Source organism: Streptomyces sp. NPDC015032 (assembly GCF_043080425.1).
In the GTDB taxonomy this organism is placed as follows: Bacteria; Actinomycetota; Actinomycetes; order Streptomycetales; family Streptomycetaceae; genus Streptomyces.
On sequence record NZ_JBIBVN010000005.1, the window covers coordinates 234,583 to 247,541 of the forward strand.

A 12,959-nucleotide genomic window follows, 5' to 3' on the forward strand; every position below is an offset into this window, starting at 1 on the left:
CCGTCTGCTCGTCGGCGGTCCACGCCATGCGCAAGGGGCGCGCCCGGTCACCCGGGCACGCCCCTCACCAGACAACGCGCAGGATCACGAAGAGCCCCGTCAGTGGTCGAAGCGCTCGCCGGCTTCGTCCATCGCCTGCTGGGACCTCTCGCGGCCCTGCTGGGCCCGGTCGCGGCCCTGCTGCGACGTCTTCGAGGCCCGCTCGGACGTGCCCTGCGTCCGCTCCCGGCCCGTGTCCTTGCCCTCGTTCGCCTTGCGCTTCGCCTGGTCGGCGAGCTCCTGCGCCTTGTCCTTGAACTGGTCTGCGATACCCATGCTGTTCACTCCTAGTGGTGCGTGGGGGACGGTCCGTGAGGACCTCGACCAGAGTTACACGCCCCGGCAGGCATCGCATTTCGATCACTTACGCTGCGTACGCACCGCCCATGAGTCCTGGTCGGCGGCGCCCCCGGCACCCACGAGCCCCGTGCTCACGCCCTCCAGACGCGCCCCGAAGCGGCGCATCTCGCGCTGACCGGCGACCCCGACCACCGCGGGCAGACAGCCCCGCACGGACTGCATCCCGCGCAGCCACCACTGCGCGTACACATGGGCGGAACGCCGTTCGATGCCGGCCACGATCCGGTCGACCGCCGGTCCCAGCGGGTACGTACGGTTCGAGGGCCAGGGCAGCCGCTGCCGCAGCTCCCGCATGACGTCGTCCCGGTCGGCGCCCCGCACCATGTCCGTGTCGGTCCAGGACAGATAGCCGACCCCGACCTTCACCCCCCGGTAGCCGACCTCGGCCCGCAGGCTGTGCGCGAACGCCTCCACGCCCGACTTGGAAGCGCAGTACGCGGTCATCATCGGCGCCGGTGCCATCGCCGCGAGCGAGGCGATCTGGAGGAAGTAGCCGCGGCTCTCCATGAGCACTGGCAGGAACGCCCGCCCCGTCACCGCGCCGCCGATCAGGTTGACCTCGATGACCCGCCGCCACGCCTCCGGGTCCGAGTCGAGGAACGGACCGCCCGCCGCGACCCCGGCGTTGGCGACGACGACGTCGATCTTCCCGAACCGCTCCTTGACCTCCTCGGCGACCCGCGCCATCGCCGCGTGGTCGGTGACGTCCGCGTACCAGTGGTCGCTCTCCGCGTGCAGCCGCTCGGAGACCTTCTTCAGTTCGTCCTGCTCCAGGCCGACCAGCGCGAGTTTCGCGCCGCGCGCCGAGAGCTTGCGCGCCAGCAGTTCGCCCACGCCGCGCGCCGCCCCCGTGACGACGACGACCTGTCCTTCCAGACTCCGCCTGTCGCTCATGCGACATCCTCCTTCCCGGCCTTGCCGGCCACACCGTCCACACCGGCCACACCGTCCACACCGACCGCACCCGCCGGGAGGTACGCGGTGACGAGTTCCCGGATCTTCGCCGTGACCGCCTCCGGTGCCTCCACCGGTGTCATGTGGCCCATGCCCACCAGTTCGGTGACTCCCAGGCAGTCGGGCAGCGCCGCCGCGATGGCACGGGCGTGCACAAGTGGCGTCAGCCGGTCCTGCGTCCCCGCGATCACCGCCGTCGGCACCCGCAACTCCCGTACGCCTGCGTCGAGATCGAGCTCCGCGAGGACATGCCCCCAGCCGACCCTGGCCGCCCGCGGGCACGCGTGCACGATCCGGGCACAGGTCTCGACCCGTTCCGGTGCCGAACCCGCCCCCATCGTGCCGTACTTGAGTATCCACCTGGAGACCGGTGTGACCGGACCGAGCGGGGCCCGCGACCCGAGGATCGCGCGGTTCATCCGGGTCCGGAGGGCTCCGGCCCGCAACGGCACCACCCGCGACTCGGCCGTCAGCCGCGAACTGCCGGTGCTGCACAGCAGTACGGCCGCCGCATGTTCGCGCAGTCCGGCCCGCTGTGAGGCGGCCATCATCGTCATGCCGCCCATGGAGTGCCCGCCGAGCACGGCCTTCTCGCCCGGTGCGAGCGTGGCGGCCAGCACCGCTTCGAGGTCGTCGGCGAGGGCGTCCGTGCTGTATCCCTCGCGGCCCGGCGCGGGCGAACGTCCGTGGCCCCGCTGGTCGTAGACGACGACCCGGTGGTCCACCGCCAGGTCCCGGATCTGCGCGGCCCAGAAGTGGGTACTGCACGTCCAGCCGTGCGACAGGACCACCGCGGGGTCGTCCTCCTGCCCGTGCACCTCGACATGGACGCGCGCGCCGTCGGCGGAGAGGGCGGTCAGTTCGCGCACGGGGGTGGGCGGGGTACCGTCCCGCCGCAGCAGCCGGCTCATCCCACGACCTCCTCGGCGACGGACTTCGCCGTGGCGGGCTTCCCGGACGCGGCGGACCGCTTCGGCGTCCGGACGATCTCGTACTCCGCGAGGACCACCGACCGCGTCACCTTGCGGAATTCGGCAGTGGTGCCCGGCCAGACCGTGGTGTTGCGCCCGTTGGCGTCCAGGTACCAGCTGTCGCAGCCGCCTACGTTCCACACGGTGCGCTCCATCCGCCGCTGGACGTGCCGGTTCCAGGCGCCGACCGCCGAGGGGCGCGCATCGAGTGCGACGCGGCCGCCCAGCACGTTCAACTGGCGCAGATAGTCGGCCATGTAGTTCAGCTGGGACTCGATCATCAGGATCATCGAGGAGTTCCCGAGCCCCGTGTTGGGCCCGATGATCGTCATCCAGTTGGGGAAGCCGGACGCGCTCGCGCCGCGCAGCGCCTGCATGCCGCCCTTCCAGGAATCGGCGAGCGTGATGCCCTCCGCACCCACCACCCGCCCGGCGACCGGCATGTCGGTCACATGGAAGCCGGTGCCGAAGATGATCGCGTCGGCCTCGGCCTCCGTACCGTCGGAGGCGATGACCGTGGAGCCGCGCACCTCGGCCAGGCCGGAGGCGACCACATCGACATTGGGCCGGGCCAGCGCCGGGTAGTAGGTGCTGGAGAGCAGGATGCGCTTGCAGCCGATGCGGTAGGAGGGGGTCAGCTTGGCCCGCAGGGCCGGATCCTTGATCGAGCGCGCCATGTTGGACCTGGCTATCCTCTCGACCGGGCCCAGCTCGTTCGGGCGCTTGGTGAAGGCGCTGACCTGCAACTCCCGGATGCCCCAGAGCAGTCCGCGGCGGGCGGTGCCGGTGATCGGGAGCGTGCGGTGCAGCCAGCGCTCGGCGCCGCTGATCTTCCGGTCCATGCGCGGCATGACCCAGGGCGGGGTGCGCTGGAAGAGCGTCAGCCTGCCGGCCTTCGGCTGGATCGCGGGCACGATCTGGATCGCGGAGGCGCCGGTGCCCACCATCGCGACGCGCTTGCCGGTCAGGTCGTAGTCGTGGTCCCAGCGGGCGGAGTGGAAGACCTTGCCGGGGAAGCCGTCGAGTCCGGGGATGCCGGGCGTCTTCGGGTCGGAGAGCGGCCCGGTCGCGGAGACGACGACATCGGCGGTGAACCTGGCCCCGTTGCCGGTCTCGATGACCCAGTGGAGCTCCTCGCGGTCCCAGCTCATCAGCAGCACTTCATGGTTGAGTCTGAGGTGTGGGCGCAGCCCGAAGGTGTCCGCCACGTGCTCCAGGTAGGCGCGGATGTGCTCCTGCCCGGAGAAGGTGCGCGGCCACTCGGGGTTGGGGGCGAACGAGAACGAGTAGAGGTGGGACGGTACGTCGCAGGCGCAGCCCGGATAGCTGTTGTCGCGCCAGGTGCCGCCGACGGAGCCGGCCCGTTCCAGGACGACGAAGTCCGTGATGCCTTCGCGGCGCAGCCGGACCGCGGCGCCGAGGCCCCCGAATCCGGATCCGATCACCGCCACTCGTACGTGCTCGTGCTGGGCCATGCCGCCGCCTCCCGCTGTACGTCACACAACCCTGCCAGCAACCACTGGCATTGTGGGGAGGGTAGAACAGCTCCGTACCGATGGGTAGGGATACGGCCAGGGAAAGTTACCGGCGGTACGACATAGGGTGCGGGTGTGGCCGAAGGACGCGAGCACCGCGAATACCGGATGGAGGAGCTGGCCGAGGAGGCCGGCATCCCCGTACGGACCGTGCGCTTCTACCGGGAGCGCGGCCTGATCTCGCCTCCCCGCCGCGAGGGGCGCATCGCCTGGTACGACGACCACCACCTGGCCCGGCTGCGCACCATCGCCGGCCTGCTGGAGCGCGGCCACACCCTGACCGGCATCGCCGACCTCGCCCGCACCTTCGAGAGCGGGCGCGATGTCGCCGAAGTGCTGGGCCTGGGCGGGCCGACCGAGGAGACCCCGGTCCGCCTCACTCCCGAACAGCTCGCCGACCACTTCGAGGGCGAGGTCACCCCGGAGAACCTGGCTGCCGCCCTCGACCTGGGCTATCTGGCCACCGACGGCGACGAGATCGTCCACATCAGCCGCCGCCTCCTGGAGGTCTCGGCGGAGCTGGTACGGGAAGGGGTGCCGCTCGCCACGGTGCTCTCGACCGGCCGCCGCGTCCGCGAGCACGCGGACGCGCTCGCCGACCTCTTCGTGAGTGTTCTCGAAGCCCACAGCGACGAAGATGCCCGCGGCGACGCACCCGAACCGCCCCAACTCCGGCCACTGGCCCGCGCGGTGATGGACGCCGAGCTCTCCATGGCCCTGGACCGCCGCCTGCGCCGCGAGGGCGCCGCCCGCCCGCCCCACGAGCCGGCCCCCTGACGGGGCGGGCCCGGAGTCCCGCTCCCCCGAGGGCCTACAGGTCGAAGACCACCGTCACCGGCGCGTGGTCGCTCCACCGCTCGCCGTGCGTCGCGGCCCGCTCGACCCAGCCCTTCACCGCACGGGCGGCCAGCCCCGGCGTCGCCACCTGGTAGTCGATCCGCCAGCCCGTGTCGTTGTCGAAGGCCCGCCCGCGGTAGGACCACCACGAGTACGGCCCCTCCTCCTCCGGGTGCAGCGCGCGTACGACATCGACGTACCCGGCCTCGTCGAAGACCCGGGTCAGCCACTCCCGCTCCTCGGGGAGGAAGCCGGAGTTCTTCTTGTTGCCCCGCCAGTTCTTCAGGTCGGCCTCCTGGTGGGCGATGTTCCAGTCGCCGCAGACCACGACCTCACGGCCGTCCGCCGCGGCCCGCTCCTTGAGGCCCTTCAGATACGGGAGGAACGCGGCCATGAACCGCTCCTTCTCCTCCTGCTTCTCCGTGCCGACCTCGCCGGAGGGCAGATACAGGCTCGCGACCGTGACACCGGGCAGGTCGACCTCGACGTAGCGGCCGCTCGCGTCGAACTCCTCGCTCCCGGCGTCCCCGAAGCCGCCGAACCCGATCTGCACGCGCTCCGGCGCACGCCGGGTGTAGAGGGAGACACCGGCCCGCCCCTTGGCGGCGGCCGGAGCGTGCACGGTGTGCCAGCCCTCGGGGTCGCCCACCCCGTCGGGCAGCTGCTGCGGCTCGGCCCGCACCTCCTGCAGGCAGATCACATCGGCTTCGGTCCGGGCCAGCCACTCGACGAAGCCCTTCTTGGCCGCGGCGCGGAGCCCGTTTACATTGACGGTGGTCACAGTGAGCATTCCGGCACGATACCGACACTTGACACCCGCATACCTGTACCATGCTCCGCATGAATATCCACCCTCGCCCCTTCGACCACCCCGATGCCGTCAAACTCAACGACCAGGTTCAGCTCGAATACGCGGCACGGTACGGCGACGACGAGGGCGATGTCACACCGCTCGACGCCTCGATGTTCGAGCCGCCGAACGGCCTGTACCTCCTCGCCTACGACGCGCAGGGCCACCCCGTGGCCACCGGAGGCTGGCGCTCCCAGGAGCGGAACGCCGAGGGCTACTCCGACGGCGACGCCGAGCTCAAGCGGATGTTCGTGATACCCGAGGGCCGTGGCAACGGGCTGGCGCGCCGCATCCTGGCCGCCCTGGAGGCCGACGCGCGGGCGGCGGGCCGCAGCCGGATGGTGCTGGAGACCGGGGACCAGCAGCCCGAGGCCATCGCGCTGTACACATCCAGCGGCTACACCCCGTGCCAGAAGTTCGGCCACTACCGCACGTACGAGAGCAGCCTCTGCTTCGCGAAGCCGCTGCGGTAGCGGACCCGGCCGCTCCCGGGCCCCGACCCCCGCCACCTGTCGATCTGCGGCTTGGGCACTCCGGCCGTCACAGGACGCTCCTCCGTACGGGGAAACCACGAGCAGCTGAGAACCCGGCCCGACAGCGGAACACTCCCCGGGGACCCATGGAATCAGGTGGGCCTCACCAGCGCAGTCGGCCCCGCCGACACCGCCCCGCGCCGGGCGCCCGGCCACCGCGGACGACCGCCCCGCGGCCCCGCACGGCAGCCCCTTCCGTCACGGGCCGTCGGCGGGCGGCGGTGCGCCGCCGTCGTCGGGCAGCACCACCAGGCGTACGGCCATCTGGCGCGAGCCCGGCGGGTGTTCGCCGGGCTCACTCACATACTTGTGCAGCAGCGCCTGGTACTCCTCGGTGAACGCGGCGACCTGCTCCTTCGTCATCCGCAGCCCGGCGCGGTAGATCTGGTTCCAGCCCTCCCCGGCGTCATACCCGGCGTACGCCCGCGCGACCAGGCTCAGGTCATACGTCATCTTGAGCACGCCGATCCTCACGGCGGCCTCGCGTTCGTCCGGCGTCATCTCCAGGCCGGGCGGCGCGTAGATGTTCGTCATGAGCGACTTCCACCAGCGCTCCCGCCCGGTGGAGCGCTCCTCGATCTCCGCGATCAGATTGAGGTCGGCGAGCTTGCGCAGGTGATAGCTCGTGGTGCCGGTGGACTCGCCGAGGGCCTTGGCGACGCTGGTGGAGTTCGCCGCGCCGTGCTCGCCGAGATAGCTCAGGATGTCGCGGCGCACCGGGTTGGACAGCGCCTTGTGGAAGGCCTTGAGGTCCGGGCCGGTGAGCACTCTCTTCTCGGGACGCTCGACCATGGCGACCAGCATAGTGCCGAGATTCTCTGCAATCATTGCAGAGAATGTTTGCAGAACATCTCTGCAATGATTAGGTTGTCTCCGGTGGCGCCACCGGGCGCCGGAAATCACGGGGGCGGGATGCGAAGAGACCTGACCGGAAGAAGGCTGCTGCCGACAGCCGGGGCGACAGCCTTCCGAACGACAACCGGATCGCCCCGGGCGGCCGCCCATGTCTGACTCGCTGGACGCCCGGCTGCGGGACGAGATCGACGACCAGGTCGCGGAGGCGTTCGACGCCTACCTCGCCGACCGCCTGGCCGAGCCGGGCCCCCTGCGCGCCTCCCTGGCCGCGGGGCGCGGCGCCCGGGTGGCGCTGGGCACGGTCGCACTCGGCGCCCTCGCAACAGCGCTCGCACCACCCGGCGTTGCCGTCGTCTGCTGGATCTGGGGGGCGATCGCGGCGGTCGACATCGTCTGGCTGCGGGCCGCCCGCCGCCGCTGACGGCCCATCGGCCGCCTCCCCCGTACAGGCTCGCCACGGAGAACGGACCCCAACGACAAGATCCCGCCCGATCTTTCGATCGGACGGGATCTCATGTGTGCGGTGGACCTGTGGGGATTTGAACCCCAGACCCCCTCGATGCGAACGAGGTGCGCTACCAGACTGCGCCACAGGCCCTTGCAACGAGTGAAACTCTAGCACCCCTTCGGGGGTGCTTGGAAATCCGTTCCGCCGCTGGTCAGCCAGGGCGGCACCGGACGGGTCTCACTCGTTGGCGGCACGGGGGCGTTCCCCGTCCTCGTACTGGTCGAAGAGGGGGGTCCGGCCGCGGTCGCGGGTGCGGCGGGACTGGTTGGTGCGCTGGCGCGGTGCCGGGTCGACGGGCGGTGCCGCGGGGTGCGAGGTGCCCGTCTGGGTGGGCTCGGCGGTGCTGGAGCGGGCCGCGCTCCAGGTCTCCGGGTTGCCGACCTCGACGCTGCCCGTGGCGCGCGGGGCGACCGGGGCGGTGACGTACGTCGGCAGCGGGACCGGGACCGGCTCCCAGCTGTCGCCCTGGGCCGGGCCGCGTTCGCGCTGCTGGTCGACCCACTCCGCGTGGTCCGTCTGCTCGACCAGGGCGCGGCGGCCGGCCTCCTGGGGGGAGACCACAGGGGCGGGCTCGGGCTCGGGGTGGCGCGCTTCGGGCTCCTCGTCCGCCTCGGCGGGAGCCGAGGCGGCCGGCTGGTGCCTGCGCGGACGGTTCTCGCGCAGATGCTGCGCCGCCACCTCGGCCCGCCGCCGGTCCATGGTGAAGGCGAACCGGCGTCGCTCCTGGGACCGCAGATGCACGATGTACGCGCTCAGCAGCACCGCCGGAACCGCGGGCGCCCACAGGAAGCCGAGGCCGCCGACCGCCGCGACGACCGCGCCGAGGGTGAAGGCGAGGAAGAGGACGGTGGTGGTGCGCCGACGGCGCGCCAGGACCTGCAGGCGCTGGGCGCGCCGCACGCGCTCGGCGTCCGCCCCGCCGGAGCGCGGGCGCGCACGCCGGGCGGAACCGGCTGCGGGTTCGGGGCGCTCCCGGTCCGCGTGCTCGGGCGTACGGACCGGGTCGTGCATCCGGGCTTCGGTATGCGCCGGAGGCGCGGCGAAGGCCCGGACGTCCACGGAGTCCGATCTGTCCGTGGCGACGTCCGGGTCGGCGTCGGGCCCCGCCTCCTCGGTGGTGCGTCCCCGCAGCTCCTTGGCGTACCGGCGCTCCATCGCCGCCCGTCCGGACAGCAGCCGGATGGCGGTGCTGAAGCGTTCCGTAGGACGGGCCTCGTTGAGCTCGTCCTGCCTGCGGAGCCACATCGGCACCAAGTAGGCGGCCCAGGCCCCGACGATGACTGCGTAGATGAGGCCGCTGCTGCTCACGTCTCACACCGTAGAGGGGTTTGCACGGCGGCATCCGCCAATTGGCCCGGTGTGTCGCACGATCCGGCTGATCTCAAGGACTTTTTTTGTGATTGTTCAGACCGGCAGTGTGTGTTTGCGTGTCCGTTTGCGGTCATTTGCCGATCGATATCGAACACTTATTTCATTTCCCGTGGTGTTCCGGGGTGTGCCCGGTGCCAGCGCCGGAGCAGCCCCTCGGGCACTTCCTCCGCGGTGAGCGCGTAGATCAGATGATCCCGCCAGGCACCGTCGATGTGGAGATAGCGCGGGCGCAGGCCCTCCTCGCGGAATCCCAGTTTCTCGACGACCCTTCTGCTGGGCCCGTTCTCCGGCCGGATGCACACCTCGATGCGGTGCAGTCCGACCCTTTGGAAGCAGTGGTCGACCGCGAGGGCGACCGCGGTCGGCATCACACCGCGGCCCGCCACGTCCTGGTCGACCCAGTAGCCGACGTGGCCCGAGCACATCGAGCCCCAGGTGATCCCGGCGACCGTCAGCTGGCCGACCAGGCGGCCCTCGTACTCGATGGCGAAGGGCAGCATCCGGCCCGCGTGGGCCTCGGAGCGCAGATGGCGGACCATCTGACGGTAGGTGGGACGCCGGGCCACCGGGCCGCCCGGGGCGGGCGGCGGCACGGTCGCCTCCCAGGGACGCAGCCAGTCGCGGTTGCGCCGGTTGACCTCACGCCACATGCGCTGGTCGCGCAGTTTCACCGGACGGAGGGTGACCTCTCCGTCCTTGAGGACCACCGGCCAGGTCGGGACGTTCAGCTCGGGCTCCCGGGTCGGGGGTGATCGCCGCCGCGAAGCTGGTCGACGGCGTGCACCAGGAGACGTGCGAGGACGGCGAGGCCGTCGCGCACCCCGCCGGTGGAGCCCGGCAGGTTCACGATGAGCGTGTGGCCGGCGACGCCCGCCAGGCCGCGGGAGAGCGCGGCGGTGGGCACCTGATCGCGGCCCTCGGCACGGATCGCCTCGGGGATGCCGGGGATCTCGTGGTCGAGGACGCGGCGGGTGGCCTCGGGGGTGCGGTCGGTGGGCGAGATGCCCGTGCCGCCGGTGGTGACGATGACGTCGTATCCGGCGGCGACCCCGGCCCGCAGCGCCTGTTCGACCGGGTCGCCGTCGGGCACGACCCGCGGCCCGTCGACGGCGAAGCCGAGCTGCGTGAGCGCCTCGGAGATCAGGGGACCGCCCCGGTCCTCGTAGACCCCGGCAAAGGCGCGGTTCGACGCGGTCACCACAAGGGCGCGGCGGGCGGGCGGCGCGGCGGCGCCGGGTGCTCCGGCCGCTCCACCGGACGCGGTCACGCGTCCGCCCCGTCCGGTGCGGTGCGCCGGTACTCGCCGGACTTGCCGCCCGACTTCGACTCGACCCGTACGTCCGTGATGACCGCCGCCTTGTCGACCGCCTTGACCATGTCGATCACGGTGAGCGCGGCGACCGAGACGGCCGTCAGGGCCTCCATCTCGACGCCGGTGCGGTCCGTGGTCCTCACCGTGGCGGTGATCTCCACCGCGTCGTCGGCGACGCTCAGCTCCACCTTGACGCCGGAGACGGCGAGCGGGTGGCAGAGCGGGATCAGCTCGGGGGTGCGCTTGGCACCCATGATCCCGGCGATCCGGGCGGTGGCGAGGGCATCGCCCTTGGGGACCCCTTCGCCGCGGAGCAGCGCGACGACGCGCGGCGAGACGAGGACCCGGCCGCCGGCGCGGGCCACCCGCGCGGTGACGTCCTTCTCCGAGACGTCGACCATGCGGGCCGCACCCGCCTCGTCGATGTGCGTCAGCCTGTTCTGCGTACTCAACTCACTCCGCCTCGCGGTAGGGCGCCGGTTGCCCGCTCGGCGCGCACCGGGGTACGGGCCGGGGGCCCGGGGGTGTCCCCGGGACGGCACAGCGGCAGATACCGTACCGCCACCGCCCGGGGATCAGCGGAGCAGGATCACTTCGGTGTCCGTGCCGGGCTCGGCGGAGGTGACGTCCTCGGGCAGCACGATCAGCGCGTCCGCCTGGGCGAGAGCGGCGATCAGATGCGATCCGGAGCCGCCGACGGGGGTGACGGTGCCGGCCTGCGCGTCGTACGTACCGCGCAGGAACTGACGCTTGCCGGCCGGGGAGGACAGCGCCTCGTCGGTGTTCAGTGCGGCCCGCACGGTGGGGCGGTTCACGTCCTGGAGGCCCATCAGGACCCGGATCGCGGGCCGTACGAACAGCTCGAAGGAGACGTACGACGAGACCGGATTGCCGGGGAGCGCCAGCAGCGGTGTGTGGTCGGGGCCGATCGAGCCGAAGCCCTGCGGCTTGCCGGGCTGCATGGCGAGCTTGCGGAAGTCGATGCCGCTGCCGGGCTCGTCCTCGTCGCCCACCGACGACAGGGCTTCCTTGACGACGTCGTACGCGCCGACGCTGACACCACCGGTGGTGACGACGATGTCGGCGCGGATCAGCTGGTCCTCGATCGTGGCGCGGAGCTCGTCGGCGTCGTCGGTGACGGCGCCGACCCGGTAGGCGATCGCCCCGGCGTCCCGGGCCGCGGCCGTGAGCGCGAAGCTGTTGGAGTCGTAGATCCGGCCGCCGGTCAGCTCCTCGCCGGGCTGCACCAGTTCACTGCCGGTCGAGATGACGACGACGCGCGGCCGGGGCCGCACCTTCACCGTCGAGCGGCCGATCGCGGCGAGCAGGCCGATCTGCGGCGGGCCGATCACCGACCCGGCGCGCAGGGCCAGATCGCCCGGCCCGACGTCGCTGCCGCGGGCCCTGACATGGGCGCGGGCCTCGACGGGGCGGTGGACGCGGACCTCGCCGCTCGCGCCCTCGGGGGCGTCGCGGTGGGCGCGCATGGTGTCGGCGGGACCGCCGCCCGTACCGCCGTCGGTCCACTCCACCGGGACCACGGCCTCGGCACCGGCCGGCAGCGGGGCGCCGGTCATGATGCGGGCGGCCTCGCCCGGACCGACGCTCCGGTCCCCGGGCAGCCCTGCGCTGCCGGCCACGACGTCACCGATGACGGTGAGCACCGCGGGAAACTCCTCGTCGGCACCCTCGACATCGGCGACGCGGACGGCGTACCCGTCCATCGAGCTGTTGTCGAAGGGCGGCAGGGCGATCTCCACGACGACGTCCTCGACGAGGACGCAGCCCTGGGCGTCGTGCAGTTGCAGCTCGATGGGTTCGAGCGGCCGCACCGCGCCGAGAATGTCTTCCAGGTGCTCGTCCACCGACCAGATCGCGCTGCTCAAGGTGCTACATCTCCTCGGTGACGTAACTGCGGAGCCAGGCCCGGAAGTCGGGGCCCAGGTCTTCACGTTCGCACGCGAGTCTGACAATGGCCCGGAGGTAGTCGCTCCGGTCGCCGGTGTCATAACGGCGCCCCTTGAAGACGACGCCGTGCACGGGGCCGCCGATCTTCTCGTCCTCGGCGAGGAGTTGCAGGGCGTCGGTGAGCTGGATCTCACCGCCGCGCCCCGGCTCGGTCCTGCGCAGTATGTCGAAGACGGCGGGGTCGAGGACGTAGCGGCCGATGATGGCGAGGTTGCTGGGCGCCTCGGCCGCGTCGGGCTTCTCGACGAGGCCGGTCACGCGCACCACGCCGTCCCCCTCGGTGTGCTCGACGGCCGCGCAGCCGTACATGTGGATCTGCTCCGGCGCGACCTCCATCAGCGCGACGACGCTGCCGCCCTCGCGCTCCTGGACCTCGACCATGCGGGCCAGCAGCGGATCGCGCGGGTCGATCAGGTCATCGCCGAGGAGGACCGCGAAAGGCTGGTCGCCGACGTGCGGTGCCGCGCACAGCACGGCGTGGCCGAGACCGCGGGGGTCGCCCTGCCGGACGTAGTGCATGGTGGCCAGGTCGCTCGACTCCTGGACCTTCTGGAGCCGCTCGGCGTCTCCCTTGCGGGTGAGCGCGGACTCCAGCTCGTAGTTACGGTCGAAGTGGTCCTCAAGGGGGCGCTTGTTGCGACCGGTGATCATCAGGACGTCGGAGAGACCGGCGGCCACCGCTTCTTCGACAACGTACTGGATCGCGGGCTTGTCGACGACAGGCAGCATCTCCTTGGGAGTGGCTTTGGTCGCCGGCAGAAAGCGGGTACCGAGCCCTGCGGCCGGGATGACGGCCTTGCTGATCCTGGTGTGCGACTGAGTCATGCGCAGAACCATAACCGGTGCCTATGGGTGGAAGATGAGAC

General features: G+C 71.7%; 15 protein-coding genes and 1 tRNA gene. 3 read left to right on the top strand and 13 right to left on the bottom strand.

Annotation, left to right across the window (positions count from 1 at the left end; genetic code table 11):
* Positions 1-99: 99 nt before the first annotated feature.
* The 4 genes from ACF08M_RS11450 to ACF08M_RS11465 all read right to left on the bottom strand — a co-directional run bounded on the left by ACF08M_RS11450 (position 100) and on the right by ACF08M_RS11465 (position 3,799).
* Positions 100-315 carry a hypothetical protein gene (locus tag ACF08M_RS11450; protein ID WP_392185006.1) on the bottom strand — a complete coding sequence of 72 codons (216 nt, stop codon included), beginning with the start codon at positions 313-315 and terminating at the stop codon, positions 100-102.
* Between the two features lie 84 nt (positions 316-399).
* Positions 400-1,293 carry an SDR family oxidoreductase gene (locus ACF08M_RS11455; RefSeq protein WP_392185007.1) on the bottom strand — a complete coding sequence of 298 codons (894 nt, stop codon included), beginning with the start codon at positions 1,291-1,293 and terminating at the stop codon, positions 400-402.
* The gene (locus ACF08M_RS11460; protein WP_392185008.1) at positions 1,290-2,264 is read right to left on the bottom strand and encodes an alpha/beta fold hydrolase; all 975 of its coding nucleotides are present in this window, start codon (positions 2,262-2,264) and stop codon (positions 1,290-1,292) included. The genes ACF08M_RS11455 and ACF08M_RS11460 overlap by 4 nt, the downstream gene beginning before the upstream one ends.
* A complete protein-coding gene (locus ACF08M_RS11465) occupies positions 2,261-3,799 on the bottom strand; it encodes a flavin-containing monooxygenase (RefSeq protein WP_392185009.1) in 1,539 nt (512 codons plus the stop codon). The genes ACF08M_RS11460 and ACF08M_RS11465 overlap by 4 nt, the downstream gene beginning before the upstream one ends.
* A gap of 168 nt (positions 3,800-3,967) precedes the next feature.
* On the opposite strand from ACF08M_RS11465, the gene ACF08M_RS11470 reads away from it, so the two are divergent.
* Positions 3,968-4,636 (top strand): MerR family transcriptional regulator, encoded by a 669-nt coding sequence (locus ACF08M_RS11470; protein WP_392185068.1) that lies wholly within the window; start codon positions 3,968-3,970, stop codon positions 4,634-4,636.
* Between the two features lie 34 nt (positions 4,637-4,670).
* On the opposite strand, the gene ACF08M_RS11475 is transcribed toward ACF08M_RS11470, so the two are convergent.
* Positions 4,671-5,486 carry an exodeoxyribonuclease III gene (locus ACF08M_RS11475; protein WP_392185010.1) on the bottom strand — a complete coding sequence of 272 codons (816 nt, stop codon included), beginning with the start codon at positions 5,484-5,486 and terminating at the stop codon, positions 4,671-4,673.
* 50 nt (positions 5,487-5,536) lie between these two features.
* On the opposite strand from ACF08M_RS11475, the gene ACF08M_RS11480 reads away from it, so the two are divergent.
* Positions 5,537-6,019, top strand: coding sequence for a GNAT family N-acetyltransferase (locus ACF08M_RS11480; RefSeq protein ID WP_392185011.1), 483 nt, complete (start codon positions 5,537-5,539; stop codon positions 6,017-6,019).
* A gap of 258 nt (positions 6,020-6,277) precedes the next feature.
* Here ACF08M_RS11480 and ACF08M_RS11485 read toward each other — a convergent pair whose 3' ends face one another.
* Positions 6,278-6,907 carry a helix-turn-helix domain-containing protein gene (locus ACF08M_RS11485; RefSeq protein WP_392185012.1) on the bottom strand — a complete coding sequence of 210 codons (630 nt, stop codon included), beginning with the start codon at positions 6,905-6,907 and terminating at the stop codon, positions 6,278-6,280.
* Between the two features lie 175 nt (positions 6,908-7,082).
* On the opposite strand from ACF08M_RS11485, the gene ACF08M_RS11490 reads away from it, so the two are divergent.
* Positions 7,083-7,355, top strand: coding sequence for a hypothetical protein (locus ACF08M_RS11490; protein ID WP_392185013.1), 273 nt, complete (start codon positions 7,083-7,085; stop codon positions 7,353-7,355).
* Between the two features lie 103 nt (positions 7,356-7,458).
* Here the strand turns inward: ACF08M_RS11490 and ACF08M_RS11495 are convergent.
* The 7 genes from ACF08M_RS11495 to galU all read right to left on the bottom strand — a co-directional run bounded on the left by ACF08M_RS11495 (position 7,459) and on the right by galU (position 12,918).
* Positions 7,459-7,532: transfer RNA gene (locus tag ACF08M_RS11495), tRNA-Ala, on the bottom strand.
* 87 nt (positions 7,533-7,619) lie between these two features.
* Positions 7,620-8,750 (bottom strand): gephyrin-like molybdotransferase receptor GlpR, encoded by a 1,131-nt coding sequence (glpR, locus tag ACF08M_RS11500; protein WP_392185014.1) that lies wholly within the window; start codon positions 8,748-8,750, stop codon positions 7,620-7,622.
* Between the two features lie 158 nt (positions 8,751-8,908).
* Entirely contained in the window at positions 8,909-9,520 is a 612-nt protein-coding gene (locus ACF08M_RS11505) for a GNAT family N-acetyltransferase (RefSeq protein ID WP_392185015.1), read from the bottom strand.
* Between the two features lie 17 nt (positions 9,521-9,537).
* Positions 9,538-10,080, bottom strand: a complete 543-nt coding sequence (locus ACF08M_RS11510; protein ID WP_392185016.1) for a molybdenum cofactor biosynthesis protein B — start codon at positions 10,078-10,080, stop codon at positions 9,538-9,540.
* Complete coding sequence (gene moaC / locus ACF08M_RS11515; RefSeq protein ID WP_392185017.1) at positions 10,077-10,577, bottom strand: cyclic pyranopterin monophosphate synthase MoaC; 501 nt, start codon at positions 10,575-10,577, stop codon at positions 10,077-10,079. Before moaC ends, ACF08M_RS11510 begins: the two co-directional genes overlap by 4 nt.
* A gap of 123 nt (positions 10,578-10,700) precedes the next feature.
* Positions 10,701-12,011, bottom strand: coding sequence for a gephyrin-like molybdotransferase Glp (glp, locus tag ACF08M_RS11520; protein WP_392185018.1), 1,311 nt, complete (start codon positions 12,009-12,011; stop codon positions 10,701-10,703).
* A gap of 4 nt (positions 12,012-12,015) precedes the next feature.
* Entirely contained in the window at positions 12,016-12,918 is a 903-nt protein-coding gene (gene galU, locus ACF08M_RS11525) for a UTP--glucose-1-phosphate uridylyltransferase GalU (RefSeq protein WP_392185019.1), read from the bottom strand.
* Positions 12,919-12,959: the final 41 nt, after the last annotated feature.

What these genes read in the sequence shown, in the direction of transcription:
- ACF08M_RS11450 (WP_392185006.1), bottom strand. Translation starts at nt 315, where the DNA reads ATGGGTATCGCAGACCAGTTCAAGGACAAGGCGCAGGAGCTCGCCGAC.
- ACF08M_RS11455 (WP_392185007.1), bottom strand. Translation starts at nt 1,293, where the DNA reads ATGAGCGACAGGCGGAGTCTGGAAGGACAGGTCGTCGTCGTCACGGGG.
- ACF08M_RS11460 (WP_392185008.1), bottom strand. Translation starts at nt 2,264, where the DNA reads ATGAGCCGGCTGCTGCGGCGGGACGGTACCCCGCCCACCCCCGTGCGC.
- ACF08M_RS11465 (WP_392185009.1), bottom strand. Translation starts at nt 3,799, where the DNA reads ATGGCCCAGCACGAGCACGTACGAGTGGCGGTGATCGGATCCGGATTC.
- ACF08M_RS11470 (WP_392185068.1), top strand. Translation starts at nt 3,968, where the DNA reads ATGGAGGAGCTGGCCGAGGAGGCCGGCATCCCCGTACGGACCGTGCGC.
- ACF08M_RS11475 (WP_392185010.1), bottom strand. Translation starts at nt 5,486, where the DNA reads ATGCTCACTGTGACCACCGTCAATGTAAACGGGCTCCGCGCCGCGGCC.
- ACF08M_RS11480 (WP_392185011.1), top strand. Translation starts at nt 5,537, where the DNA reads ATGAATATCCACCCTCGCCCCTTCGACCACCCCGATGCCGTCAAACTC.
- ACF08M_RS11485 (WP_392185012.1), bottom strand. Translation starts at nt 6,907, where the DNA reads ATGATTGCAGAGAATCTCGGCACTATGCTGGTCGCCATGGTCGAGCGT.
- ACF08M_RS11490 (WP_392185013.1), top strand. Translation starts at nt 7,083, where the DNA reads ATGTCTGACTCGCTGGACGCCCGGCTGCGGGACGAGATCGACGACCAG.
- galU (WP_392185019.1), bottom strand. Translation starts at nt 12,918, where the DNA reads ATGACTCAGTCGCACACCAGGATCAGCAAGGCCGTCATCCCGGCCGCA.